The organism is Paenibacillus sp. 276b (assembly GCF_900107875.1).
Classification (GTDB): domain Bacteria; phylum Bacillota; class Bacilli; order Paenibacillales; family Paenibacillaceae; genus Paenibacillus; species Paenibacillus marchantiae.
Window position 1 is genome coordinate 1104250 of record NZ_FNRR01000002.1, and the last position, 25723, is coordinate 1129972.

General features: G+C 45.9%; 24 protein-coding genes and 2 tRNA genes. 22 read left to right on the forward strand and 4 right to left on the reverse strand.

Annotated features, from left to right (window positions below; translation table 11 throughout):
• Positions 1-71 precede the first annotated feature (71 nt).
• From pyk to BLV50_RS16055, 3 genes are all read left to right on the forward strand, one after another.
• Entirely contained in the window at positions 72-1499 is a 1428-nt protein-coding gene (gene pyk / locus BLV50_RS16045; protein ID WP_063568089.1) for a pyruvate kinase, read from the forward strand.
• 130 nt (positions 1500-1629) lie between these two features.
• The gene (locus tag BLV50_RS16050; protein ID WP_090808734.1) at positions 1630-2136 is read left to right on the forward strand and encodes an acyl-CoA thioesterase; all 507 of its coding nucleotides are present in this window, start codon (positions 1630-1632) and stop codon (positions 2134-2136) included.
• Positions 2137-2142: 6 nt separating this feature from the next.
• Positions 2143-2544, forward strand: a complete 402-nt coding sequence (locus BLV50_RS16055; protein WP_063568091.1) for an FxsA family protein — start codon at positions 2143-2145, stop codon at positions 2542-2544.
• A 71-nt stretch (positions 2545-2615) separates the two neighbouring features.
• Here BLV50_RS16055 and ytvI read toward each other — a convergent pair whose 3' ends face one another.
• Entirely contained in the window at positions 2616-3734 is a 1119-nt protein-coding gene (gene ytvI, locus BLV50_RS16060) for a sporulation integral membrane protein YtvI (RefSeq protein WP_090808735.1), read from the reverse strand.
• A 478-nt stretch (positions 3735-4212) separates the two neighbouring features.
• Between ytvI and citZ the strand changes: the two genes are divergently transcribed.
• The 4 genes from citZ (at position 4213) to BLV50_RS16080 (ending at position 8288) form a co-directional block, all read left to right on the forward strand.
• Complete coding sequence (gene citZ / locus BLV50_RS16065; RefSeq protein WP_063568093.1) at positions 4213-5325, forward strand: citrate synthase; 1113 nt, start codon at positions 4213-4215, stop codon at positions 5323-5325.
• Between the two features lie 149 nt (positions 5326-5474).
• Positions 5475-6767 carry an NADP-dependent isocitrate dehydrogenase gene (gene icd / locus BLV50_RS16070; RefSeq protein ID WP_063568094.1) on the forward strand — a complete coding sequence of 431 codons (1293 nt, stop codon included), beginning with the start codon at positions 5475-5477 and terminating at the stop codon, positions 6765-6767.
• 15 nt (positions 6768-6782) lie between these two features.
• The gene (gene mdh, locus BLV50_RS16075; protein WP_090808737.1) at positions 6783-7724 is read left to right on the forward strand and encodes a malate dehydrogenase; all 942 of its coding nucleotides are present in this window, start codon (positions 6783-6785) and stop codon (positions 7722-7724) included.
• A 138-nt stretch (positions 7725-7862) separates the two neighbouring features.
• Positions 7863-8288 carry a hypothetical protein gene (locus BLV50_RS16080; protein WP_090808739.1) on the forward strand — a complete coding sequence of 142 codons (426 nt, stop codon included), beginning with the start codon at positions 7863-7865 and terminating at the stop codon, positions 8286-8288.
• A 227-nt stretch (positions 8289-8515) separates the two neighbouring features.
• Here the strand turns inward: BLV50_RS16080 and BLV50_RS16085 are convergent, their stop codons facing one another.
• Positions 8516-10075, reverse strand: a complete 1560-nt coding sequence (locus BLV50_RS16085) for a histidine kinase N-terminal 7TM domain-containing diguanylate cyclase (protein WP_063568096.1) — start codon at positions 10073-10075, stop codon at positions 8516-8518.
• A 448-nt stretch (positions 10076-10523) separates the two neighbouring features.
• On the opposite strand from BLV50_RS16085, the gene BLV50_RS16090 reads away from it, so the two are divergent.
• From BLV50_RS16090 to BLV50_RS16145, 12 genes are all read left to right on the forward strand, one after another.
• Positions 10524-11393 carry an SDR family oxidoreductase gene (locus BLV50_RS16090; RefSeq protein ID WP_063568097.1) on the forward strand — a complete coding sequence of 290 codons (870 nt, stop codon included), beginning with the start codon at positions 10524-10526 and terminating at the stop codon, positions 11391-11393.
• A gap of 273 nt (positions 11394-11666) precedes the next feature.
• Positions 11667-12011, forward strand: coding sequence for a cupin domain-containing protein (locus BLV50_RS16095; RefSeq protein WP_079697696.1), 345 nt, complete (start codon positions 11667-11669; stop codon positions 12009-12011).
• A 30-nt stretch (positions 12012-12041) separates the two neighbouring features.
• Complete coding sequence (gene pnpS, locus BLV50_RS16100; RefSeq protein WP_064639306.1) at positions 12042-13871, forward strand: two-component system histidine kinase PnpS; 1830 nt, start codon at positions 12042-12044, stop codon at positions 13869-13871.
• Positions 13872-13986: 115 nt separating this feature from the next.
• Entirely contained in the window at positions 13987-14715 is a 729-nt protein-coding gene (locus BLV50_RS16105) for a response regulator transcription factor (RefSeq protein WP_053783546.1), read from the forward strand.
• 151 nt (positions 14716-14866) lie between these two features.
• Positions 14867-16060, forward strand: a complete 1194-nt coding sequence (locus BLV50_RS16110) for a methyl-accepting chemotaxis protein (protein WP_090808742.1) — start codon at positions 14867-14869, stop codon at positions 16058-16060.
• A gap of 218 nt (positions 16061-16278) precedes the next feature.
• Positions 16279-17034 (forward strand): phosphate ABC transporter ATP-binding protein PstB, encoded by a 756-nt coding sequence (gene pstB / locus BLV50_RS16115; RefSeq protein WP_063568101.1) that lies wholly within the window; start codon positions 16279-16281, stop codon positions 17032-17034.
• Positions 17035-17097: 63 nt separating this feature from the next.
• Positions 17098-17757, forward strand: coding sequence for a phosphate signaling complex protein PhoU (gene phoU, locus BLV50_RS16120; RefSeq protein WP_063568102.1), 660 nt, complete (start codon positions 17098-17100; stop codon positions 17755-17757).
• Between the two features lie 221 nt (positions 17758-17978).
• Positions 17979-20633: a DNA polymerase I gene (gene polA / locus BLV50_RS16125; protein ID WP_072733975.1), complete on the forward strand. Its 2655-nt coding sequence runs from the start codon at positions 17979-17981 to the stop codon at positions 20631-20633.
• Between the two features lie 116 nt (positions 20634-20749).
• Complete coding sequence (mutM, locus tag BLV50_RS16130) at positions 20750-21580, forward strand: DNA-formamidopyrimidine glycosylase (protein ID WP_063568104.1); 831 nt, start codon at positions 20750-20752, stop codon at positions 21578-21580.
• A gap of 154 nt (positions 21581-21734) precedes the next feature.
• Positions 21735-22508 (forward strand): manganese efflux pump, encoded by a 774-nt coding sequence (locus tag BLV50_RS16135; RefSeq protein WP_177031195.1) that lies wholly within the window; start codon positions 21735-21737, stop codon positions 22506-22508.
• Between the two features lie 9 nt (positions 22509-22517).
• Complete coding sequence (gene coaE, locus BLV50_RS16140) at positions 22518-23114, forward strand: dephospho-CoA kinase (protein ID WP_063568106.1); 597 nt, start codon at positions 22518-22520, stop codon at positions 23112-23114.
• Positions 23111-23674 carry a lytic transglycosylase domain-containing protein gene (locus tag BLV50_RS16145; RefSeq protein ID WP_063568107.1) on the forward strand — a complete coding sequence of 188 codons (564 nt, stop codon included), beginning with the start codon at positions 23111-23113 and terminating at the stop codon, positions 23672-23674. Before coaE ends, BLV50_RS16145 begins: the two co-directional genes overlap by 4 nt.
• A 107-nt stretch (positions 23675-23781) precedes the next feature.
• Here the strand turns inward: BLV50_RS16145 and BLV50_RS16150 are convergent, their stop codons facing one another.
• The gene (locus tag BLV50_RS16150) at positions 23782-24003 is read right to left on the reverse strand and encodes an alpha/beta-type small acid-soluble spore protein (RefSeq protein ID WP_053783555.1); all 222 of its coding nucleotides are present in this window, start codon (positions 24001-24003) and stop codon (positions 23782-23784) included.
• Positions 24004-24118: 115 nt separating this feature from the next.
• On the opposite strand from BLV50_RS16150, the gene nrdR reads away from it, so the two are divergent.
• From nrdR to BLV50_RS16165, 3 genes are all read left to right on the forward strand, one after another.
• Positions 24119-24586 carry a transcriptional regulator NrdR gene (gene nrdR / locus BLV50_RS16155; protein WP_063568108.1) on the forward strand — a complete coding sequence of 156 codons (468 nt, stop codon included), beginning with the start codon at positions 24119-24121 and terminating at the stop codon, positions 24584-24586.
• A gap of 185 nt (positions 24587-24771) precedes the next feature.
• Positions 24772-24844, forward strand: a tRNA-Ala gene (locus tag BLV50_RS16160).
• Between the two features lie 16 nt (positions 24845-24860).
• A tRNA-Lys gene (locus BLV50_RS16165) sits at positions 24861-24933 on the forward strand.
• A gap of 220 nt (positions 24934-25153) precedes the next feature.
• On the opposite strand, the gene BLV50_RS16170 is transcribed toward BLV50_RS16165, so the two are convergent.
• On the reverse strand, positions 25154-25723 hold a 570-nt coding region (locus BLV50_RS16170; RefSeq protein ID WP_143038128.1), incomplete at its 5' end, for an IS3 family transposase.

Genomic DNA, 25723 nt, shown 5'->3' on the forward strand with positions numbered 1-25723 from the left:
TAGTAAATTTAATAGTTGGAAAAAGAAAAAGAGATAAAAAGATAGACCTTTAAAATCGGAGGAAACCCAAAATGCGCAAAACAAAGATTGTATGTACGATTGGTCCATCCAGTGAATCATTGGAGAATACCAAAAAATTGATTATGGCCGGTATGAACGTGGCCCGTTTGAACTTCTCCCACGGTGATTTCGATGAGCACGGCGGACGGATCACAGCAATTCGCCAAGCATGCGAAGAGCTGAACAAGACAGTAGCGATCTTGCTGGACACCAAAGGACCGGAAATTCGGACAGGTAAACTCGAAGTGGAGCCAATCGAATTGGTTCAAGACGAGTACATCACTTTGACAACAGAAGAAATTCTGGGCACCAAAGAACGTCTCTCCATTACGTATGCAGATCTTCCGAGTGATGTTGAACCGGGATCTACAATTCTGATCGACGACGGTCTGATCGGACTGACTGTGGTGGAAGTACAAGGCACCGAGATCAAATGCCGTATCGTTAACGGCGGTACGATCAAAAGCAAAAAAGGTGTTAACGTTCCTGGCGTTGCCATTTCTCTGCCGGGTATTACTGAAAAAGATGCTAACGATATCGTATTTGGTATCGAGCAAGGTGTCGATTTCATCGCGGCTTCATTTGTTCGTAAAGCAAGCGACGTCCTTGAGATTCGTGAATTGCTTGAAAAACACAATGCTGGACATATCCAAATCATCTCCAAAATTGAGAACCAACAAGGTGTGGACAACCTGGATGAAATCCTTGAAGTGTCCGATGGCCTGATGGTTGCTCGTGGAGACCTGGGTGTAGAGATTCCTGCGGAAGAAGTACCATTGGTACAAAAACGCATGATCGAAAAATGTAACGTTGCAGGCAAACCGGTTATCACAGCTACACAAATGCTGGATTCCATGCAACGCAACCCGCGTCCAACACGTGCAGAAGCAAGTGACGTGGCTAATGCGATCTTCGACGGTACAGATGCAATCATGTTGTCTGGTGAAACAGCTGCTGGTAAATACCCAGTTGAATCCGTTCTGACAATGTCCCGTATTGCCGAAAAAGCAGAATCTGCTCTACCTTACCAAGAGCTGTATCTGAAACAACGTGTTGCACAACAAACAACAGTTACTGAAGCAATCAGCCAATCTGTTGCCCTGTCAGCTCAAGATCTGAACGCTAAAGCGATCATTACTTCGACTGAATCCGGTCATACAGCACGCATGATTTCTAAATATCGTCCAGAATCTCCAATCATCGCGGTGACAACGGAAGACAGAACTTCCCGTCGTCTTGCACTGGCTTGGGGTGTAACACCAGTCAAAGGAAGACTTGTTGATTCCACTGACGCTTTGTTTGAAAATGCAATTGAAGGCGGCGTGAAATCCGGACTTGTAAAAGAAGGAGATCTTGTTGTTATTACAGCGGGTGTACCTTTGGGTCGTTCGGGTTCCACTAACCTGATCAAAGTAAGCCAAATTCCAAACAACGCATAATTGTGTTTGGACGAGAAGCAACAGGAATGAAGCAATGGGGCGTTTGCGTCCCGTTGCTTTTTTTCCATCTTTATGAGACTTTGTCGTCGCTAGATACGTAATAATTGGTATATCGAAGGAGGCCGGTAACATGCAACAACAAAGCAATGGCAGTTGGTACAAGGCACGCCTTCGCGTGCGTTATCAAGAAAGTGATCAGATGGGTGTGGTCTATCACGCCAACTATTTGAATTGGTTTGAAATCGGTCGAACCGAGATGATTCGCCAAATGGGGTATACATATCGTAAAATGGAGGAACAGGGGTTACTGCTTCCGGTAACCGGACTGGATGTAAAATATCATAAACCTGCCCGGTATGATGATGACATCATCATTTTCACCCGTATTGCTGCATTTAGTGGTCTGCGACTGAACTATGAGTATGACATAAGGCGCATGACTCCAGACCTTAATGAGCAGATAGGCAGCGGGCAACGAGTATGGTCATCTGAGGAGTCCCTTCCTGGTGAACGATTGGTTACAGGCTCTACCCAACATGTATGGGTCAATGGGGACTGGAAGCCAGTCAGGCTGGATAAGGCAGCTTCTGAGCTCTACAGCGCGCTTGAGAAAGTGTGGCTTTCAGGAAAGGGGTAATACGTAATGCGAAGATGGATGTGGGCCCTGCTATTAATCATTCCGGTGATTGAACTGTTTGGTTTCATTCTTATGAGTGACTGGATTGGAGCCGGAAAGACATTGCTTCTCATGATTCTCACGTCCTTGATCGGTATAGCAATGTTGCAGTTTGAAGGACGAAAAGTACTTATTGATGCCAAATCCGAGATGGAGCGCGGTAAGGTGCCCGGAAGGAAAATGGTAGATGGACTATTTATTTTTGTCGGTGGTTTCCTGCTGTTGATTCCGGGATTTATCACAGATCTGATCGGATTTACACTGTTGTTCCCAGTAACACGTTCAGTGTACCGTCTATTCTTCCTGGGCTGGCTGGAGAAAAAAATGAGAAACGGAAGTATTAAGTTTTATCGTGGTCCGAAAAAATAGGATATACCAGCATCAGTTAAAGAAAGGCACCCACCACCAGATTCAGTCTGATGAGCGGTGCCTTTTTTTATTCATCGGACACGTCCGTTAATAATATATGTTCGGAGATCACGGAACACGTTCGCTCGATTAAATGCATCAAGGATAACGAGGCTGACAGGGCCGATGATCAAACCGAGTACACCGAACAGTTTCAATCCGACAAACATGCCAACCAATGTGGCCAGAGGGTCCAATCCGACACTGCTGGCAAGCACTTTGGGTTCAATGATTTGGCGAGCAATCAGCACAATGAGATATATAATACTGATGCCGATCCCCAGGTACAAGTCTCCATTCATAAGCAGGTATGCTGCCCAGGGAACCATCACCAGGCCAACGCCGAGATAAGGAAGCAGATCCACCAGACCGATAAGCAAAGCAATCGTGAAGGCAGACTTAACCTGGAGCACAAGCAATCCAATCATGACAAATAATGCGGTGATAGAGATCATGATCAACTGGGCTCGTGCATAACCGAACAGTGCTTTTTTGAGATCATTCCATATGTCGGTAATCGGTTTGCGAATGGATGAGGGCACCCAGCCCGATACGGTAATACTGTGTCTGGTCCAACTTTTGCTAATAAAGAAAGTTGATAGCAGAACCACAATTAATACGGCTCCCATATTGGGTAGAGAAGTGAGTAGGTTCAGGATCATGTTGAAAAATCCGGTCACCAGGTCCGTTACAGCTGTACCTACCGTTTCGGTTGTTTTGCTAATATTGCTGTTAATGGTCTCCTGATAGTTGGGATTTTCCTTGTAAAATTCATTGATCTGTCCAATTAAACTCTGAATCGTATCATTCTGGGTCCAGCGGATGAACGTAGCCTTAATCTCATCGACATGAAGGTCGAAGCTCGTCGTTAGTGAAATGACTTCCTTGACCATACGGGTTACCGCAGCAGACAATACGACGACAATGGCCCCGAAATAAATGATTATTGATAAGGTTACAGCCAGCCAGCGGGGAAATCGGGCCTTGTATTGAAGCAACTTCACCAGAGGATTCATCGCATAAGCGATAATCCAGGCGATGGCAAAAGGATATAACAGTGGGAACAGCAGGTATATGGCAACGGCAATGAGTATGGTCGCAACAATCACCCATAAACCGCGCAACAGGCGTTTCATTATGATTCTATCCAAGCATCAACTCTCCTTATTCCATTTCAAGCTACCATGAAGGAAGCATAGGAAGCTATCTAGTTAATATAGAGCAAATACACTGATTTGAAACGCCAGGATGTCGTCGAATTATATCTTTTCTTTTGCCTAGAGTATGCCTCATGTTCACAAAATATAGCAATAAAAACTTGATTTATAGCACGGATTTATATAAAAAGAATAAAATGTCAACCTTGTTTTTGTAAAGGTTTTCAAAAATGCTTTATCGGTCTGATAAAGAAGTTTGATGTGCGGATGACCTCGCATCATGTTCACATAAACGACAAAATCCAGTATGATGAGATAAGGAAATACCGATTGACAGATATGAAAACCGGATATTGAGGTATTTATTAATTTTAAAATGTAAATGGTTACAAAAGAAGGACGAGTGCGTTTGAGCACGTAGATGACACTCTGGATGGGTTCTTGATTTCGTTTATTAAAGGAGAGATGTAATATGACAGCTACCAAAGGTCTGGAAGGCATCGTTGCAACAACCTCTTCGATCAGCTCCATTGTAGACGGTGTGCTTACATACCGTGGTTACGATATTGACGATCTGGCAGAACATGCAAGCTTTGAAGAAGTTGCCTATTTACTGTGGTTTGGTAAATTGCCAACTACGGATGAACTGAAATCCCTTCGCAAAAGCCTGAGCGATTACGCGCCGATTCCGAGCGAGTTGATTGCACAAATCCAATTGTATCCGAAAAACATGAGTACCATGGCAGCACTGCGTTCCGCGGTATCCGCACTGGCTCTGTACGATGAGCAGGCTGACGAGATGACAGCGGAAGCGAACGAGAACAAAGCGGTTAAGCTGCAAGCGCAGTTGCCAACCATTGTGGCAGCCATAGCCCGTATCCGTCAGGGCAAAGAACCTGTGGCTCCAAAAGAAGGCGCTTCCATCGCAGAAAACTTTTTATATATGATGACTGGAGAACAACCAGCCGAGACCGCTGTTAAAGCCCTTGATCAAGCGCTTGTCCTGCATGCGGATCACGAGTTGAACGCTTCTACATTTGCAGCACGTGTAACAGTAGCTACGCTTTCCGACATCTATTCGGGAGTAACTTCTGCGATTGGCGCATTGAAGGGGCCATTGCATGGCGGTGCAAATGAAGCCGTTATGAAAATGCTGAATGAGATTGGAACACCTGATCGTCTGGAAGCAGCTATTCAAGAAAAATTGAACAACCGTGAGAAGATCATGGGCTTTGGACACCGTGTCTACAAAAATGGAGACCCACGTGCGAAACATCTGCAAAAGATGTCCAAGGAACTGGGTGAAATGAACAACGATACACGCCTGTACGATATGTCAGTGAAGATCGAAGAACTGGTGACAGGACAAAAAGGTCTGAAACCAAATGTAGATTTCTATTCCGCTTCCGTATATACCCAATTAGGTATTGAAGAGGTCCTGTTTACACCGATCTTTGCGATTAGCCGGGTATCAGGTTGGACTGCTCATATTCTGGAACAGCTTGCGGATAACCGTATTATTCGTCCGCGTGCCGAGTACACAGGGCCAACAGATCAGAAGTACGTTTCAATCGAACTTCGCTAATGGCATCAAAACCAGTATAATAAAAAGGACGGGGTGAAGGGGTGTAACATGTTGGCTGAAATTAGCAGCACGTTCATAACCCTTCCTCCAATAAGACAAGCGGTGTGTTATCATACTGCATCTACGAAACCCAAGGAGGAATTATACTAATGAAATTAGAAAAATTTGCTCACCCAACTGAAGGCGAAAAAATTCAAATTGATAACGGTACACTGCAAGTACCTAATAACCCGATCATTCCATTTATCGAAGGTGACGGTACAGGCCGTGACATCTGGAAAGCTTCCAAACGTGTATTGGATGCAGCTGTTGAAAAAGCATATGACGGCAACAAAAAAATCGCATGGTATGAAGTGTTTGCTGGACAAAAAGCATTCGATACATACGGGGAGTGGCTGCCAAACGATACGCTTGAAGCTATTCGCGAGTATATCGTAGCGATCAAAGGACCATTGACTACACCAATTGGTGGCGGAATTCGTTCCCTGAACGTAGCGCTTCGTCAAGAACTGGATCTGTACACTTGCTTGCGTCCTGTTCGTTATTTCGATGGTGTACCTTCTCCGGTTAAACGTCCTGAGTTGGTAGACATGGTCATTTTCCGTGAGAATACGGAAGATATTTATGCGGGTATTGAATACGCAGAAGGTTCAGAAGAAGTGAAAAAAGTAATCCAATTCCTGCAACAGGAGATGGGTGCAAACAAAATCCGCTTCCCTGAAACTTCCGGTATTGGTATCAAGCCAGTTTCCTCCGAAGGTTCCAAACGTTTGGTACGTGCAGCAGTACAATATGCCATCGATCACAACCGTAAGAGCGTTACATTGGTACACAAAGGTAATATCATGAAATTTACAGAAGGTGCCTTCAAAAACTGGGGATATGAAGTTGCAGAAGACGAGTTCGCTGACAAAGTGTTCACTTGGGCACAATACGATATCATTAAAGAAAAAGACGGTACGGATGCAGCTAATGCAGCTCAAAAAGCAGCTGAAGATGCTGGCAAAATCATCGTGAAAGATGCTATTGCCGATATCGCTCTGCAACAAGTATTGACTCGTCCAGGTGAGTTCGATGTAATCGCAACGTTGAACCTGAACGGTGACTATCTGTCCGATGCACTGGCTGCACAAGTTGGCGGAATTGGTATCGCTCCAGGAGCGAACATCAACTATGTAACAGGACATGCTATCTTCGAAGCTACTCACGGTACTGCACCTAAATATGCAGACAAAGATGTCGTGAACCCTGGTTCCGTTATTCTGTCCGGCGTAATGTTGCTTGAGCACCTGGGATGGCAAGAAGCGGCTAACCTGATCTACAAAGGTATGGAAACATCCATCAACAACAAAACAGTAACTTATGACTTTGCACGTCTGATGGACGGCGCTACTGAAGTGAAATGTTCTGAATTTGCTGATCAAATCATTAAAAACCTGTAAGGGGAGATGTGAATCGTGACTATTCAGCGCAAAAAAATCACAGTAGTCGGCGCCGGATTTACCGGAGCTACAACGGCTTTGATGCTTGCCCAAAAAGAACTCGGGGATGTTATTCTGGTTGATATTCCGCAATTGGAAAACCCGACTAAAGGTAAAGCGCTCGACATGTGGGAAGCTAGTCCTGTTCAGGGCTTCGACAGCAATATCGTCGGTACTTCCAACTACGAGGATATTGCAGGTTCGGAGATTGTTATTATTACGGCAGGTATTGCCCGTAAACCAGGTATGAGCCGTGATGATCTGGTCAACACGAATGCAGGAATCGTGAAGTCTGTTTGTGAAAATGTGAAAAAATATTGCCCTGATTCCATCGTCATTATTCTAAGCAACCCGGTAGATGCAATGACATATGCAGCTTATCAGACGCTTGGTTTCCCTAAAAACCGCGTAATCGGCCAGTCCGGTGTTCTGGATACTGCACGTTATTGCACATTCATTGCACAAGAGCTGAATGTATCGGTTGAAGACGTCCGTGGATTCGTTCTTGGCGGCCACGGAGACGATATGGTACCACTCGTTCGTTATTCCAGCGTTGGCGGTATTCCAATCGATACCCTCATCTCGGCAGAGCGCATTGAAGCCATCGTACAACGCACACGTGTTGGCGGGGGTGAGATCGTTAACCTGCTCGGAAACGGCAGCGCATATTATGCACCAGCAGCTTCATTGGTGCAAATGACCGAAGCCATTTTGAAAGATAAAAAACGAATCATTCCGGTTATTGCTTACCTTGAAGGGGAATATGGCTACAACGACTTGTTCCTTGGTGTGCCAACCGTTCTGGGTGGTAACGGAATTGAGAAAATATTTGAACTGGAACTGACTGCTGAAGAAAAAGCGGGACTCAACAAATCTGCGGATTCGGTTCGTAACGTCATTTCAGTAGTTAACTTGTAAGTTTGAAAACTTTTTGACAGGAACAGACAGAAAACCTTCGGATCATCCGGAGGTTTTCTTTTCTTTGGATAAGTTCCCCAGTATAATGAGATGTGATGTATAGCACACTGACTGAAATTTCTGAGGAGGATGGACATTTTGACAATGATTATGTATTTGCTCCATATTATTGGAGCACTGGCGATGGGCTTCTATCTGATCTTGCCATTCGTTGTGGGCAAAATCCGTACATTGAGTGCTGCCGCTCAAGAGGGAGCATTTGCATCGCTCCGTTCATTAAACCGTATCGCACAGTACGGACTTGTAATTCAGCTTCTTACGGGTGGTTACTTAATGACCAAGGGTGAGTATTCCTATCTGTGGATGGGTGTGGTAGTGGTTCTGTTGCTGGCTATTGCAGCAATCGGTGGCATTATGGGTAAACCGTTACGCTTGGCAGCAGAGGCTGTGAAAAGCAATCGTGACGTCAGTGCAGAACAAAGTAAGATTCGTACGTTCAGCACATTGCTTGCCGTATTCCTGCTCATTATGGTGTATCTGATGGTGAACAACCAGGTGATCTAACAATAGCTGCGAAACGAGTTTTATTTGCGAGCTGAACTTAAAGCGTTTGCACTTCAAACGTTGGGACAAGCTGAATAAGAAAGTAAGTTTTTGAACCGTATTGAAATAGACAGCCCAGAGGCTGTCTATTTTTGTTCGCTCCGTCTGGGGTGATGTCTGACAACCATCAAGGTGCTAGTGTTGAAATAACGGCATATATGGCTCACGTAGTTAAACGCTACATTTAGTTAACCCAAGCTTACAGCGTGGGCAAATACGGTGTTACGACCGTTACGCTTGGACTCATATAGTGCCGTATCGGCATCACGCAGCAAGGATTCCAGAGAATCGGACCCTCCATTATATTGTGCCACTCCGAAGCTTGAAGTCAGTGGAATACGAGTACCTTGTACCTCCAGCGGGTCATTCAACAAAGCCACGCGTAACTTCTCAGCAAGCTGCTCACCGTCTTGGAGGGAGGCATTGGGTACCGCGATAACAAACTCCTCTCCTCCATAACGTGCAAACAACATCTCCGAATTCAGATAACGATTACATACAGAGACCACATGAATGATGGCCTGATCCCCAACGTCATGTCCATAGGTGTCATTAATTCGTTTGAAATGATCAATGTCAAATAATATAAAGGCCGTCGGCCGCAGATTAAGCTGGGCTTCACTCAGTATCTCTCGACCTCTAAGCAGGAACTGCGTGCGGTTATATATTTTGGTGAGACCATCGAAGTAAGCCAGTTGCTTCAATTGTTCTTGTAGGAAACGTTGCTCTGTAATATCAATCAGCATAATCAGTGTGCCAACGGCTTGTCCTTCTTTGTTATACACATAAGAGGTTCTCACCTGATAACAGACGGTCTCTCCGTTTAATTGCCAGTACAGATCGGTTTGCAGACCTTCTCGGCCATATTCCACTGGAAAGGTCTCACCGGCAAGCGACAGCCATACATCGTTCAGATGTTGACCTACCATGCTGAAATCAAGCTCTGGCAGCATATCACGCAGAGATTTATTATAGTCGACGAGACGATTGGAACTATCCAGCACGATAACGCCTTCACGCATGCTCTCAAAGATACTATCCTTGGCGATAGGTACGATGGTTAACAGACGGGAGGATAGAATAGCCCAGATATACATTGCGGATGTAATGCACATGAGAACCGGAACAGGATCCATACCACCCGGGGTCAGACCAAGTAAATACACAAAGGCCGCTACCATGGGAATAAGCTGTGAAGTGATCAATGTGAGTAACTGACGACGATACATCTTTTTGGTATGTTTCCATTGTCCGACGAGAATAAGGCAGGCACATAACAGACAGGAAAAGGTGAATGCACCATGAACAACGTACCATTGCCCTACAGCAATATCCATTAGAGGGACGGAACTGTCTTCTCTTAACCATACTCTTTTATAGAAAAGATGATGAAAATCATTTGTTGCCACCATGAACAAGGTAATGGAAGGGATTACAAACAGTGCAGCAGAAGCTTTTTTGGATAATTTTTTACCCGTGTATTGCATCATGAGCATCAGCCCAAGAGAGGCGGAGAAAGGCATACCAATGTATTCGATGACCGTCCAGAATTTCATCTGCTCCAGTGTATTGCTGGCGAGTTCAATCGCGTAACCGAAGGTGTAAACCGACAGAGCTGCTGTATAGAGAATGAATATTTTCGAACTGGGGATTTCTGCTCTTCTAACATAAGTATATAAACACAGAAAAACATTCAGCACAGCTGAAGTTGCTACAAGTGTTATATAAGAATTAATGTGCGATTCCATGGGATTGGTCTCCATATTAGATCAGAATATTTGCTTAGTTGGGAAGCATGACTGCATGACATCGCTTCATCCAAACTGGATTAATTTTATTTAAAGCTTATCTGTATACTGTACATTGTACATCAGCTCATACGGCATAGGAATACAATTTGGTTGGTGAATCCGTTCAATTTCGATAAAATTTTCGAATGATTGGCATAATAGGTCGAATTCAATGCGGCTTTGCCTCAGTTGACAGCATGTCTGTGAGAAACGATAAAGAAACAGCCATTAGAGTATTGGGAATTTTTCTGTTTAACCGCCAAAAGCGAGTGGTAAGTATGTATCGAGGCAAGAGACAGTGACTTTGGAGCATGAGCATTGGAAAAGGGATTAATCTGTATTGTTCATGCCATCCTACAGAATGAATCTGAATCAGGACATTCCATTTTGAGAGGAGAAATGCCAGATGTCAACCGACACACAAAACAAAAAGACGATGCCTGCCCAACATCAGGATCAGCGCCCGGGTATCGAATCGGAGATGCACCCCAAACCAGAGTTTGAGAAACCTGAATATAAAGCAGCCGGTAAATTGTTAGATAAGGTTGCTCTGATCACGGGTGGAGACAGTGGAATTGGACGTGCTGTTGCCGTTACATATGCGAAGGAAGGCGCGGATGTAGCGATTGTATACCTGAGTGAGCATGAGGATGCGGAAGAGACCAAGCGTCAGGTCGAACAGGAAGGACGCAAATGCATATTGATTCCCGGGGACATTGGTGACAATGCCTTTGCCAAGAAATCCGTGCAGCAGACGGTGGATCAACTAGGCAAGCTGGATATTGTCGTGAATAATGCAGCGGAGCAGCATCCCCAGCAGCAGCTGGAGGATATTACTCCAGAACAGCTGGAGCGTACGTTCCGCACAAATATTTTTGGCATGTTTTATATTACACAGGCTGCTCTGCCACATCTTAAGAAAGGCAGTACAATCATTAATACAACCTCCATTACCGCATATCGCGGAAATCCGACGTTAATTGATTATTCATCTACGAAAGGAGCTATCACTTCATTTACACGCTCCTTGTCGATGAATGTTGTGGAGAAGGGAATTCGTGTGAATGCTGTTGCTCCAGGGCCGATTTGGACCCCTCTCATTCCATCCACGTTTGATGAGAAAAAGGTGAGCGAATTTGGTGCTACTCAGCCAATGAAACGTCCAGGTCAACCGGATGAACTGGCTCCAGCTTACGTGTATCTCGCTTCGGATGATTCTTCCTACGTGAGCGGTCAGGTGATGCACGTTAATGGCGGCGAAGTGGTCAACGGATAATCCATTGACGACGTATTTCAAACGAAGGCGTATCGTTACCAGCATGACTGGTCGGTACGTCTTTTTTTAATGAGCATATAGCGGAAGAGATATGATTTTGATCCAGTTTACAAAAGTCGGGATCGGCGTTGATGCAACCATGATACTTTATCATTAGGCTTGCCTGGAGATAGTTCTAGAACTGACGCCGCGTGCTGTTAATCAAAAATGGCAGGGTCTCCATGCTATCTGTGATATGATATAGACCGACAAGTAAGCTTCGGAGGCGGTCACATGAAGATTAGCAAACAAAATGCGGCACACTATATATGGGGTGGACAGTGCGATGGTTGGCATCTCGTTCAAGATGAAACACTGAGCATTATTCATGAACGTATGCCTGCAGGAACTTCTGAAACCCGGCACTACCATTCGATAAGTCGTCAGTTTTTCTTTATTCTTAGCGGTGAGGCTTGTATGGAACTTAACGGGGAAGAGTTTGTGCTTGAACTCCATGAAGGGATAGAAATTGCGTCGGGCATGCCACATCAGATGCAGAATCGGGGCGAAGCAGACGTAGAATTTCTTGTCATTTCACAACCCACCACTCGTGGTGATCGAATAGAAATGGATATGTAATTATTAATTTTATAACAAAGGAAGAGATAGATGAGACCGTTCCGAATTCGCCTTGCCATCATTATGATGGTGCTGATCGGTATTTCCGTCATTGTGGCGGGGTATACGATGGGCAGAGTTTTTAAGACTACTCACATTAATGCATTGGAGCAAACGATGGTGCGTGAGATCAACTTGCTAAAAGCAACGTTCCCGTTCCATGATGCAACCAATCCAAAAAATGCAGAGACACAGAAATATTACTCAGAACGTGCGGTTGAGCTGGATCGACTGACGGATTCACGGGTAACTTTTATCAATAAAGACGGAACGGTCATTGGCGACTCGGAGAGCGATCCCAATTCAATGGACAACCACTTGAACCGTCAGGAGATTAAAGAAGCGGTTGGGCAAAATTATGGTCAGTCGATTCGTTATAGTGCAACATTAGGGCAGGACATGCTGTATGTGGCACTTCCTGTGAATTCGGATCAAAGCGACATGATCGAGTTACCCAGTGGGAAATTTGATGGTTACATTCGACTATCCATGAGTCTTGAAGCTGTTGATCAGGGTCTTCAGCAGGGCTGGATTTTGATGTTCTTCACCTTGGGCCTTCTGTTCCTGATTGTGGCTCTGGTAAGTTACCGGGTTGCGCGGGGACTGACATCGCCCATTGAGCATATTACGAAGGTGGCTCACCGGATCACCAAGCTGGATTATGATGCTAGAGTGGATGTAACTCGTAATGATGAGATCGGTCAACTGGGACTTGCCATTAACGGAATGGCAGACAGCCTTCAGATGCAACTGAAGACGATCAGGGATAATGAAGCGCTGCTGCAAAGTGTGCTTGCCAACATGACGGGCGGCATTATTATGATTGATGCAGGTCAATCCATTGCACTGGTTAACCGGGAAGCGGAGCGTATGCTCGGCATTCAGGCAGAGCGGGTTACTGGCAAACCATATATTGAATTGAAGCGGCATTATGAGCTGACACGCACGATTGAAGAGAGTGTTGCATTGCGAGAACCGATGCATGAAGAAGTAAGTGTGTTCAATCCAGTCGAAAAATTAATTCGCATTGATGGAGTACCGATGTCCGAAGATGACGGCGCTTATCGGGGGATGCTCTTCCTTCTGCAGGATGTAACAGCAATCCGCAGGCTGGAATCAATGCGCAGTGAATTCGTCGCGAATGTATCTCATGAACTCAAAACGCCGGTGGCTGCGGTCAAAGGTTTTGCCGAAACGCTTCTTAGCGGCGGGGTACAGGACAAAGAGACGGAGCGTTCATTCCTGCAGATTATCTATGATGAAGGTGACAGACTGAATCGATTAATCGGAGATATTCTGGAGTTATCCAAAATTGAGTCCAAACGGGCTCCCCTGCAGTGTTCACCTGTGCATGTGCATTCGTTCTTCGAGATGGTCCTGGGTACCTTGTCCAAGGTGGCGGAGAAGAAAGAGATTCGCCTGGAGATGAATGTTCCCGAAGAATTGTATATTGAAGCTGATGAGGATAAAATGAAGCAGATCTTTATTAATCTGTTATCCAACGGCATTAATTACACGCCTGAGGGCGGACGGGTAAAATTACAAGTGTCGGTTGAACATAATGAGGACGAAGAAGAAGTTGTATTTGCAGTATCCGACACAGGAATTGGTATTCCGAAGAAAGATTTGCCGCGGATTTTTGAACGCTTCTATCGGGTGGACAAGGGCAGATCCCGTAATTCGGGAGGCACCGGACTTGGACTTTCAATTGTGAAACATCTGGTAGAATTGCACCATGGCAAACTGTCTGTAGAGAGCGAACTTGGCATGGGGACTACGTTTCGTGTTATCCTTCCATTAATTCAGGATGAAGAAATCTAGTGCAATGGAAGTGAAATGTAAAAGGAATGAGCTGTTTTACACAGAGTTAACAATTAGGTGCTATGATAATGAAAGTGTTGTGGCAACAGACAACCTATAAGAGAGAAGGGGTATCATGGCGCAGCGTTTGCTCGTTATTGAAGATGAACCAACATTATCAAGATTGCTTACGTATAACCTGACACAAGAGGGCTATGATGTTATTGCTGAGGATCACGGATCTTCAGGTTATGATCGGGCGTTGTCCCAGGAGTTTGATCTGATTCTGCTGGATCTGATGCTTCCTGGAATGAACGGTCTGGATATTCTGAATAAGTTACGAATTCAGGGTGTTAGCACACCGGTCATTATTCTCACAGCCAAAAACGGTGAAGCCGAAGTTGTACAAGGCTTAAAATCAGGTGCCGATGATTATATTACGAAGCCATTTGGTGTATCCGAATTGCTTGCTCGCGTAGATGCAGTGTTAAGACGTTATTCGAACGGTGAAGATTTGCCGCAACCAGAGGATAAAGACGGTTCCCGTATTATTCTGGGAGAGCTTGAGATTTATCCTTTGAAGTATGAAGTGACACTGGGTGGACAATCCATCAGTCTTCGTCCCAAGGAGTTCGAGGTACTGCTTTATCTGGCCAAGAAGCCGGGTGTTGTGCTTACACGGGATGATCTGATGAATGCGGTCTGGGGCTTCGATTATATCGGAGGACAGCGCACGGTGGACGTTCATGTCAGTTCATTGCGGAAAAAGTTGGAGCTGGACCCGGAATCGGTTCATATTGATTCGATTCGCGGTGTAGGTTATAAATTGGTTGTAAAAAGAAAAACTCCCCATCATTCAAGTTAACAATGATCGGGGAGTTTTTTTTACATTCCGTTAACATAAACAATTATTTTCCTTTACGTATAGGGAGTAGGATGAAGCTGTCTGAGTGATACTTTATACCTATATATTCCACCTCAGGACGGAGCTCATACGTAAAGGAGATTGCGCATTTATGCCCATGTTGCTCGAAGTGAAGCCCGACCAGCCCGAAGAAATGATAAATACGCAACAGGAACAAGTTGTAGCTCCCATGGGAGAACAAAAAGATGAAGATGAAATTGGGGTCACCAAAGAGAATGTAATTTCATTACGGGACTATTGCCGTCAAATACCTGTAGTTGACGTTCACACTACCTGCGGGGAAGCGGCAAGCCTGCTCAATCAGGATCAGGAATATCCGTGTATTGTATTATGTGATGATCACATGCGGCCATTAGGTTTGTTGATGCGAGAGACATTATACCGAATGTTGAATGGACGCTTCGCGGCAGATCTTTTCTATCGTAAGCCGGTTGTACACGCAGCGGACTCTTCTCCTGTTATTGTCGATGTGCATGCAGAAGCGACCGCGATTATTGACATCGCTCTTGCACGCAGTGAGCAACATTTCTACGATTGTTTGATCGTTACGGAAGAAGACCGATTGCTGGGTGTGTTGACGATGAGGGATGTTATGTCCCTTTCCCGTAAACTGCAGCATGTGGCTTCGGAAGAACGTGTACATATTATTACACAGAGCAGACAGGAAATAACGAGAATCAACGACTCCGTCACCAAACTGGTTCAAGCTGCTCAAAAGGCTGGGGTAGAAGCGTCTCAGATCATGCAGTTGTCCGAACGGGGAGCGAGCAGTCTCAGTCAGGTTGATGCTTCCTATAACCGTGTATATCAGCATATGGAGGGTCAGCAGAAACACGCTGATGACATGCTGAGCTCTATCGACATGGGTTCCGGGATGGCACGTTCCATTCGTTCATTGGCTGACCAAAGTGGGTTACTCGCTATGAATGCTTCCATCGAAGCGGCACATGCGGGGGAGTACGGACGGGGTTTCCAGGTCGTTGCTGGTGAGATTCGTGCACTAGCCAAGCAGACCCGTGAGGTTGCGGGAAATATGTCCTCTTTACTGGATGATATCGGAGGATTGACCAGACAGACTGTAGAACTGGTGAGAGCAAGCGCGGCAGAGATTGACAGCAGCTCCGTTCATGTAAACGAAGGAGGGGCTGCATTCAAACAGCTGAACACGGCTGTGGCAGGCATGTCCCATATTGCAGAGGATATCGCGAAGGAAGGCAAAACGGCTGGAGAATTGGCCGAGCACATTCGGGAGAGACTGGAAGATATGGTCCAGGCGGATGACTAAATGACGGTAGGATAGGCATCATTCATACGCAATGATCGGATAGGAGGGTCATGGGTGTGAAAGATGTCTCTTTTTACATTCCGTTAACATGAAAGTGATACTGTTTTTACAATGAGAGGGTAGGATATTATAGATGACCGAGAGCCAAGTTCAATCATTGGCATCGGTCTACGTAAGGGAATCTGGTTGTCCCTGCCGCGAAGGAGAAGTGAACATCCATGAAGGACCTCATTCACATTGAAGGACTTAATTTATACTATGATACGCATCACGCGCTTAAAAATATATCGATGGACCTGCCGGAGAAGACGGTTACCGCGTTTATCGGTCCGTCGGGCTGTGGTAAATCGACCTTGCTTCGTACATTGAATCGGATGAATGACATGATTCCGGGCGTACGTGTGGAAGGACAAGTTATGTTGGACGGTTCCGACATTTATAGCAATGAGATTGAAGTAGAGACGCTGCGCAAGCGGGTCGGAATGGTATTTCAGCAGCCTAACCCTTTTCCAAAATCGATCTACGATAACGTGGCCTACGGACCACGACTTCACGGGGTGACGCAAAAAGCCGAACTGGATCGTTTGGTTGAGCAGAGTCTTGTTCATGCTGCACTGTGGGATGAAGTAAAGGATGTGCTCAAAAAATCGGCACTCAGTCTCTCTGGTGGACAACAGCAGCGCCTCTGTATTGCACGTGCTCTGGCCGTGCAGCCTGACGTACTGTTGATGGATGAAGCAACGTCTGCACTTGATCCAATCTCAACGCTCAAAATTGAGGAACTGGTCAAGGAATTGCACCACAAATACACAATTGTAATGGTAACCCACAACATGCACCAAGCTGCTCGTGTATCGGGTCGTACGGTATTTTTCCTGAACGGAGAAGTGGTGGAGGCAGCGGATACAGAAACATTGTTCTCCACACCGCAAGATTCCAGAACCGAGGATTATATATCCGGACGGTTCGGATAAGCTAGCTGAGTTCGAACGATCCCGGCGTGTCCGGAGATGATGGATAAGGAGGACATGGAATCTATGATTCGCAGAAGAGAATTTGATCAGGAGCTTGAGGAACTGCGCACACTGCTTCGGCAAATGGGTGAGCATGTTGGCACAGCGTTGGATGGTGCTATTGAAAGTTTACAGACGATGGATGCCGAGAAAGCTCAGGTCATCATCAAGAATGATGCGAATCTGAATGCCTTGGAAGACAAGATTATGGAATTGGGTTCCAAGCTCATCATTACACAACAGCCGGTAGCGAAGGATTTGCGACGCATTATTGTTGCCTTCAAAATCTCAAGTGACTTGGAGCGTATGGGTGACCTTGCGCTGGATGTGGCCAAAGTGACCCTTCGTATGGATGGGCAGGAGCTCATTAAACCGCTTGTGGATATTCCAAGAATGGCGGAAATCGTGAAGTCCATGATTGAGGAATCCATTGAATCCTTCCTGAAAGAAAATACGGATCTGGCCTACAAAATGGCTCAGACCGATGATCAGGTTGACCAATTGTACAGTCATATGATCAGTGACCTCTACTCGTTTATGACAGACCATCCAAATAAGGCTTCCCAAGCGATGCTCTTGATGTTGGTAGGACGTTATATCGAACGGATTGGTGACCACGCAACAAACATTGGTGAGAGCACGGTGTATCTGGTAACAGGAAAACGCCCTGATTTGAATCAATAGGTAACCGTTTTTAGTGGAATTGGGGTATTATTCGTAGCGAAATGAAGGGACTTTCTCTCGGGCGGCCTGTGAACAGGCAATCCGCGGAGGGAGTTCCTTTTTTTTGCAGGCCAGATTATGGCCTATAAAGATGACTATTTTTTTTGTTGTAACAGGTGTGTATGGTATCATGAGAGTAGATGTGATTGAAGGATTGACCATACGATACGCGAGGTGCTGGAATGGACAAGTTTATTCTTATAGATGGAAATAGCATTATTTACAGGGCGTTTTTTGCAATGCCACCGCTAACTAACTCGAAAGGCTTGCACACCAATGCGGTGTACGGCTTCACCACGATGCTGCTGCGCTTGCTGGAAGAGCATAAACCGACACATGTGATGGTGGCATTTGATGCAGGCAAAGTTACGTTCCGACACGAAGGTTACCAGGAGTATAAGGGTGGTCGGGAGAAAACACCGCCGGAGTTGTCGGAACAATTTCCGCTGCTGAAAGAGCTGCTTCAGGGCTTCGGGATTGCCCAGTTTGAGCTTGCAGGGTTTGAAGCGGATGATATTATCGGAACATTAACGAAACGTGCGGATGAAGCCGGAAGACAGGTTCTCGTTGTGTCAGGTGACAAAGATATGCTGCAGCTTGCCTCTGAACATGTGCATATCGGGCTTACGCGCAAAGGGGTAACCGAGATTGAGCTATACGATCCCGCTCAGATCAAGGAGCGCTATGGTCTGACCCCGCTGCAAATCATTGACCTCAAAGGTCTGATGGGCGATGCGTCCGACAATATTCCGGGCATTCCTGGTGTTGGAGAGAAAACGGCTCTGAAGCTGCTGCACCAGTTCGGTTCGGTTGAGGAAGTTCTTAACGGCACAGGTGAGCTAAAGGGCAAAATGAAAGAAAAAATTGAGGCTCACGCCGAAGATGCACGTATGAGCAAGCAGCTTGCCACGATCCACCGTGAAGTTCCATTGGAACAAACTTGGGAAGATATGCAGTTTGCTGGCTTAAAAGAGGAACTGGCAGGTCCGGCTTTGGCCAAGCTCGAATTCAAGTCTTTGCTAGAGCGCCTGTCATTCCGTGCAAGTGTAGTTTCTGAACAGGAAGCCGTTCCGGCGGCCGTAGTGGAATCCTCCATTGCAACAGAAGAAACGATTAGTGAACTGTTCAGTTCACTCGAATCCATTGATGTGCTGCATGTGGAGACACATGGTGATAACCCGCATCAGGCGAAACTCATTGGACTTGCTGTTGGTTCAGCCGAAACCTATACATTCCTGTCTTCCGAATTGCTCCAGTCAGATGCAGCTGCCCCAGTACGAGAATGGCTCGGCAATGCAGATCAACCCAAGCGTGGTTATGATCTACATCGTGTTGATCTGGCACTGCATGCGCATGGCATTGAGTTTGCTGGAGCGTCCTTTGATGTGCAATTGGCTGCCTATTTGCTTGATCCAACTGAATCGAATCAGACGATTAGCGGCCTGACCACGAAGTATGGTCTGCCTTCCCTCGTGGAGGATGATTCGGTTATGGGCAAAGGTGCAAAATACAGAGTGCCTGAGGCGAATATATTGGGCGATTTTCTATGTCGTAAAGCGGCGGCAGTAGCAGCCATTATTCCACTCCAAGAGCAGGCACTGGAGAGTAATGAGATGAACGCACTTTTCCATGAACTGGAGATGCCATTGTCACGTATTCTTGCAGATATGGAGAAACAGGGGATTAAGGCTAATACGGCAGATTTGAAGGCTTTGGGTAGTGAGTTCGAAGAAAATATAAGCAGGTTGATGGCGGAAATCTACAAGCTTTCCGGTACGGAATTCAATCTGAATTCACCGAAACAGCTGGGTGAGATTTTATTTGATAAACTCGGTTTGCCTGTGGTGAAGAAAACAAAGACAGGATACTCTACGGATGCCGAAGTATTGGAGAAGCTGGCTCCATATAATGATGTAGTCAAACATATTCTGCAATATCGTCAACTTGCCAAGTTGCAGTCCACATATGTAGAAGGACTGCTCAAAGAGATTTCAGATAAGGATGGCAAGGTGCATACGTTTTACCGTCAGACGATTGCGGCTACTGGACGTCTTAGCAGCCAGTTCCCGAACTTGCAGAACATTCCGATTCGGATGGAGGAAGGCCGTAAAATCAGAAAGGTATTTGTTCCTTCCGAACCAGGGTGGTCCATTTTGGCAGCAGACTATTCGCAGATTGAACTGCGCGTCCTTGCACATATTTCAGATGATGAGCGGCTGAAGGAAGCTTTTGTCCAGGACATGGATATCCATACGAAGACGGCCTCAGATGTGTTTGGCGTGAAGCCAGAAGAGGTGGATGGAGACATGCGTCGTTCTGCCAAGGCGGTTAACTTTGGTATCGTATACGGGATCAGCGACTACGGTTTGTCTCAGAACCTGCACATCACGCGGAAAGAGGCAGCACAGTTCATTGATCAATACTTTGAAGTATTCCAGGGTGTGCGTCGATATATGGATGATATTGTGAAGGAAGCCCGTCAGGATGGTTATGTCAAAACGTTGTTGGAACGCCGTCGTTATCTGCCAGAAATCAATGCAAGCAACTTTAACCTGCGTTCCTTTGCTGAACGGACAGCAATGAATACACCGATCCAGGGAACTGCGGCAGATATCATCAAGCTTGCCATGGTACAGATGGATGAAGCACTGCGTGAACGCAAGCTGAAGAGCCGCATGCTATTACAGGTGCACGATGAGCTTGTATTCGAAGTGCCTGCGGATGAAATGGAACTGATGAAAGAGCTGGTTCCTTCGGTGATGGAAAAAGCATTGGAGCTGTCAGTGCCGCTAAAAGCGGAAGTCAGCTACGGAGAAAACTGGTACGAGGCTAAATAATAGATCCCAAGCGGGTTTTCCGTTATTTTACAAAATATTTTTCAACTGTTTTCGACACAAGAAGGGGTCCCGCTGAGCGCCATCTTCCGTTATAATATAGGGGAGGTGAGAACATCATGCCGGAATTACCGGAAGTCGAAACAGTCAGAAGAACATTGAATCAACTTATTGTTGGCAAGACCATTGACTCCGTTACCGTTAGCTTGCCGCGGATTATTCAGCGGCCGGACGACATAGATGCATTTGCAATGGAACTTAAGGGACATACCGTGATCGGTGTGGAGCGCAGAGGCAAGTTTTTGCGTATTTTGCTGGACGGGCTGGTGCTTGTCTCCCATCTGCGGATGGAAGGCAGGTACGGGGTATACCAACAGCATGAGGAAGTGGAGAAGCATACCCATGTTATCTTTCACTTTACCGATGGTACAGAATTACGTTACAAGGATGTCCGTCAATTCGGTACAATGCATCTCTTCAATGCAGGGGAGGAACTGGTATCCAAACCTTTGTTAAAACTGGGGCTGGAGCCGCTTGATCCTGCGTTTACTGTAGCTGCATTCCGTGATGCTGTTGGCAAACGCACGACCAAAATTAAAGCCGTCTTGTTAAATCAGGCATATGTGGTCGGCATCGGGAATATTTATGTGGACGAGGCCTTGTTCCGCGCTGGAATTCATCCAGAAACCATTGCCAAGACATTAACCGAAGCCCAGTTAACCGTGCTGCATGAAGCGATCGTGGTTACGCTCCAGGATGCGGTGAATGCAGGAGGTTCCTCCATCAAGTCCTATGTCAATGGACAGGGCGAGATGGGAATGTTCCAGCATCAGTTGAAAATATATGGACGCAAGTCTGAACCTTGTGCAACGTGTGGCACATTAATCGAGAAGAGTGTTGTAGGTGGTAGGGGCACGCATTACTGTCCAAACTGTCAACCGCTGCTCTAAATCGTTGATGGGTTTGGTAGCATGAACGAAATCGTCAAATTGTAGCACCCTTGGATTCCTCCCTCCATATACTGATATGGCAGAAATAAGCGGGCGTATACCCATACTGGCAGCCGCCAGTTGGAACGAGTTCCGCACAGGGGAGGAATCCGGGGTGCTGCATCATTTTATTTCATTACTGGCGCTTGCTTTGGCGCTTAGTTTAGATGGTTTTGGAGTCGGGATTACATATGGGCTGCGGAGAACTAAAATTCCGCTGTTATCCATTGTCGTCATTTCCATCTGTTCGGGTCTGGTTATTGCATTATCGATGCAAGTAGGTGTGCTTCTGTCTCATGTCGTATCTCCGGACGTGGCTTCAATTGTTGGAGCGGTTATTCTGATCGGTATTGGCGCATGGTCGTTGCTGCAACTCATTCGAAAACGGGGCAAGGAACAGCTGGAAACGGACAATGGAGTGGGTGAGGGAACAGGAGCAGGAACAATCCGCAGTAATACGCAAGCCTCACCAGAAGCTCAGTCGAAGGGCAGGAATCAGGTGCTCGCGCTGGAGCTTGAGCCATCTGCTTCTGGAGGATCTCTGGAACGAATGGTCTTTACACTTGAGCTGCGGAAGCTGGGTGTGGTTATTCAGATCCTGCGTAGTCCCTCGAAGGCGGATATGGATAACTCGGGCAGTATATCCGTCCAAGAAGCGATGTGGCTGGGGATAGCCCTTTCTCTGGATGCTTTTGGTGCAGGATTAGGGGCAGCATTATTGGGATTTCCGACTTTGTGGACAGCATTAGTTATTGCGTTGTTTAGTGGGGCATTTCTGTCACTGGGCATGAAAGTTGGGTTGCGCTTTGCTGCTCTGCGGTGGATGCGAAGATTATCTGTGTTACCTGCGCTTTTATTAATGTTTATGGGAATAATGAAGTTGTTGTGAGGTGAAATAATGAATATTGGCTTAACCGGCGGGATCGCGACAGGCAAAAGCAGCGTGTCCGCCTTTCTCGCCAGTAAGGGAGCGTTGCTCATTGATGCAGATGTTATTGCCCGGGAAGTAATGCTGCCCGGGCATCCCGTTTTGGCTGCGGCTGTTCAGCGGTTCGGACAAGCCATATTGAATGAGGACGGAACACTGGATCGGAAAAAGCTTGGCAGTATTGTTTTTCAGAATCCAGAGGAACGTAAGGCACTTGAGGCTATTACACATCCAGCGATCCGCAAGGAGATGCGCGAGCGCGCTGCTCTGTACGAGCTTGAACATCCGGACAAGCTGGTCGTATCGGATATTCCGTTATTGTACGAGTCAGGGCTGGAGGATGGCTTCGAAGAGGTGATGGTTGTTTACGTTCCGAGGTCAGTGCAGCTAGAACGACTGATGAGCCGGGATGGAATGACGGCAGAACAGGCAGATGCCCGTATAGACGTGCAGATGGATATTGAAGATAAGAAGCAGCGTGCTGACGTGGTTATCGATAACAGCGGCTTGTGGTCAGAGACGGAGCAGCAACTCATTTCATTTTTGCATCGTAAGGGCCTAATATGAGATTGCTGCGTAAGAAACGGGTACTGTTGTTGATGTTTGTGTCTTTTGTATTGGTGCTGTTCCTGAATACCAATTGGATGTCATGGTTCTATCCGATTCATTATAAGGAAGAGATTCGGGCCCAGTCTCAGAGTTATGAGGTTGATCCGTTTCTCATCGCTTCCATCATCAAGGTGGAGACCAATTTTAAGACAAGCAAGGAATCCAAGAGAGGTGCCATCGGATTAATGCAGCTGATGCCTGACACCGCGAACTGGATTATGGAGCAAGCCAAAATTCCGGGAACCTCATTGGAAGAATTGAAGCACGAGCCTGAAAGGAATATCCAGCTGGGCACCTGGTATCTACGTAATCTGTCAGATCAATTTGACGGGAATGAAGCGGCTATGATTGCTGCTTACAATGCAGGTCCAGGTAAAGTGAACTCATGGTTAAGGGATGGCGTATGGGACGGTTCATTCGAGACGGTCAAAGATATTCCGTTTGGTGAAACCCGGCACTATGTACAACGCGTCATTTATTATTATAATCAATATGTAAAGATCTATAATACGTTCTAAGTTAAGACACTTTGGATTCATGCTCTAAAATAAGTAGAAGCACCGAGCAGGCCGGTTGTTCACCGGCCGCTCCATGCTCCTCTGTGTACCGTATTACGATGCAGATATTATTGGTATTGACCTGCCAATTGCTGTTCTGCAATTGTTACCAGACGCTTCGTGATGTATCCACCGATCGAACCGTTCTCGTAAGAAGTCATGTTACCTTGGTATCCGTCTTGTGGGATGCTGATTCCGAGTTCTTGAGCAACTTCATATTTCAGTTGTTCGAGAGCTGCGGAAGCTTTAGTTACCACCAGGTTGTTGGAGTTACCATTGCTTTGTGCCATTGCTGTTCACCTCCTCGCGGTTGGTAAAAGTATTATGTGTCGGCAATACGATTTTCATAACTAAATGCATGCAGGCAATTTCTGGTAAAAAGTAAAACGTGGGAAGTGATCTGATTTGAAATGTCCTTATTGCGCCTACCTGGGCACAAAGGTGCTTGATTCAAGGCCGGCCAATGAATCAAAATCGATTCGTCGTCGTCGTGAGTGTGAGCAATGTAGCCGTCGATTTACAACTTTTGAAATGGTGGAAGAAACACCGCTGATCGTCATCAAGAAAGATGGCAGTCGTGAGGAATTTAGCCGGGACAAGATTCTCCGTGGCCTGATTCGGGCTTGTGAGAAACGTCCGGTCTCTGTGGAGACACTGGAAATGATGGTATCTGAGGCAGAGAAGTCTCTGCGAAATACAGCCGATGCAGAAGTAGAGAGCCGTCAGATTGGCGAACTGCTGATGGAACAGCTGTTTCCAGTGGATGAAGTAGCCTATGTGCGCTTTGCTTCGGTGTACCGTCAATTCAAAGACATCAATATGTTCATGAAAGAACTGAAATCTTTATTGTCCAAAGACAACAACGAGGATTAGTGAAACGGGTAAAAGGGGAAGAGCATTCTGGGGTTACCATCTGTGTGTTCCAGTAAAAAGGTTGTTCTTCTCCAATCACTTTAGCTTCAAGAAAAAGTTGTTGACAGCAAAAGCTGTATTTTATATGATATAGGAGTCGCCTGCGGAGCATTGCAGTGTTGGACAACTTGTTACATTCATAATTTGGGGCCTTAGCTCAGCTGGGAGAGCGCATCGCTGGCAGCGATGAGGTCAGGGGTTCGATCCCCCTAGGCTCCATACAAGAACATCATATGGACTCTTAGCTCAGTTGGTAGAGCAGTTGACTCTTAATCAATTGGTCCAGGGTTCGAGTCCCTGAGAGTCCATCAAAAAGAACGGCAGAGATGCCGTTCTTTTTTTATTAGGAGACAACTTGATTGCTTTTATACAGTCACAGAGTCTTTAAGTGGCAAGATGCATAACTATCTGACGAACTTGTCGTGCTGCGCCGTGGGAAGAAAAACAAATTCCTGACCCGACTTGAATTGAAAAACAAAAACCAGGGTGCCGTAAATGAAGTGACCCCTTAAAGTTAGACAAATATTTTTATGCAACCTGTATGGCATGAATTCGGTATTGTACCGGGCTCATGCCTTTTAATTTTGACTTAATGCGTTTGTGATTGTAGTAATCGATGTATTGTGCTAGTTCTTGCTTGAAGTCATCTAGACTTTCAAACTCATTAAGATAGAGAAATTCTGACTTCATAATGCCAAAGAAGTTCTCCATTACTGCGTTATCGTAACAATTTCCTTTGCGTGACATGCTCTGGATAATCGCCCGTTCCTTCAAAGCATGTTGATACTGCTTCATCTGGTAGTGCCAGCCTTGATCCGAATGCAGGAGGAGCTCATCCTCGTTGGATAAGCGTTTAAAAGCTTTATTTAGCATGTCGGAGACTAATGAATAAGTAGGGCGAGATCCTACTGTGTACGTGATAATTTCACCGTTAAATAAGTCCAGAACAGGTGATAAATAAAGCTTTTCTCCAAACAACTTAAATTCCGTAATATCGGTAACCCATTTCTCATTTGGTTTTTCTGCTTGAAAGTTACGATCCAGTACGTTTGGTGCAATGTTACCCACTGTTCCTTTATAGGAACGATATTTTTTCAT

Coding starts and splice junctions, on each gene's coding strand:
- pyk (WP_063568089.1), top strand. CDS start 72: ATGCGCAAAACAAAGATTGTATGTACGATTGGTCCATCCAGTGAATCA.
- BLV50_RS16050 (WP_090808734.1), top strand. CDS start 1,630: ATGCAACAACAAAGCAATGGCAGTTGGTACAAGGCACGCCTTCGCGTG.
- BLV50_RS16055 (WP_063568091.1), top strand. CDS start 2,143: ATGCGAAGATGGATGTGGGCCCTGCTATTAATCATTCCGGTGATTGAA.
- citZ (WP_063568093.1), top strand. CDS start 4,213: ATGACAGCTACCAAAGGTCTGGAAGGCATCGTTGCAACAACCTCTTCG.
- icd (WP_063568094.1), top strand. CDS start 5,475: ATGAAATTAGAAAAATTTGCTCACCCAACTGAAGGCGAAAAAATTCAA.
- BLV50_RS16085 (WP_063568096.1), bottom strand. CDS start 10,075: ATGGAATCGCACATTAATTCTTATATAACACTTGTAGCAACTTCAGCT.
- BLV50_RS16090 (WP_063568097.1), top strand. CDS start 10,524: ATGTCAACCGACACACAAAACAAAAAGACGATGCCTGCCCAACATCAG.
- BLV50_RS16095 (WP_079697696.1), top strand. CDS start 11,667: ATGAAGATTAGCAAACAAAATGCGGCACACTATATATGGGGTGGACAG.
- pnpS (WP_064639306.1), top strand. CDS start 12,042: ATGAGACCGTTCCGAATTCGCCTTGCCATCATTATGATGGTGCTGATC.
- BLV50_RS16105 (WP_053783546.1), top strand. CDS start 13,987: ATGGCGCAGCGTTTGCTCGTTATTGAAGATGAACCAACATTATCAAGA.
- BLV50_RS16110 (WP_090808742.1), top strand. CDS start 14,867: ATGCCCATGTTGCTCGAAGTGAAGCCCGACCAGCCCGAAGAAATGATA.
- pstB (WP_063568101.1), top strand. CDS start 16,279: ATGAAGGACCTCATTCACATTGAAGGACTTAATTTATACTATGATACG.
- phoU (WP_063568102.1), top strand. CDS start 17,098: ATGATTCGCAGAAGAGAATTTGATCAGGAGCTTGAGGAACTGCGCACA.
- polA (WP_072733975.1), top strand. CDS start 17,979: ATGGACAAGTTTATTCTTATAGATGGAAATAGCATTATTTACAGGGCG.
- mutM (WP_063568104.1), top strand. CDS start 20,750: ATGCCGGAATTACCGGAAGTCGAAACAGTCAGAAGAACATTGAATCAA.
- coaE (WP_063568106.1), top strand. CDS start 22,518: ATGAATATTGGCTTAACCGGCGGGATCGCGACAGGCAAAAGCAGCGTG.
- BLV50_RS16145 (WP_063568107.1), top strand. CDS start 23,111: ATGAGATTGCTGCGTAAGAAACGGGTACTGTTGTTGATGTTTGTGTCT.
- BLV50_RS16150 (WP_053783555.1), bottom strand. CDS start 24,003: ATGGCACAAAGCAATGGTAACTCCAACAACCTGGTGGTAACTAAAGCT.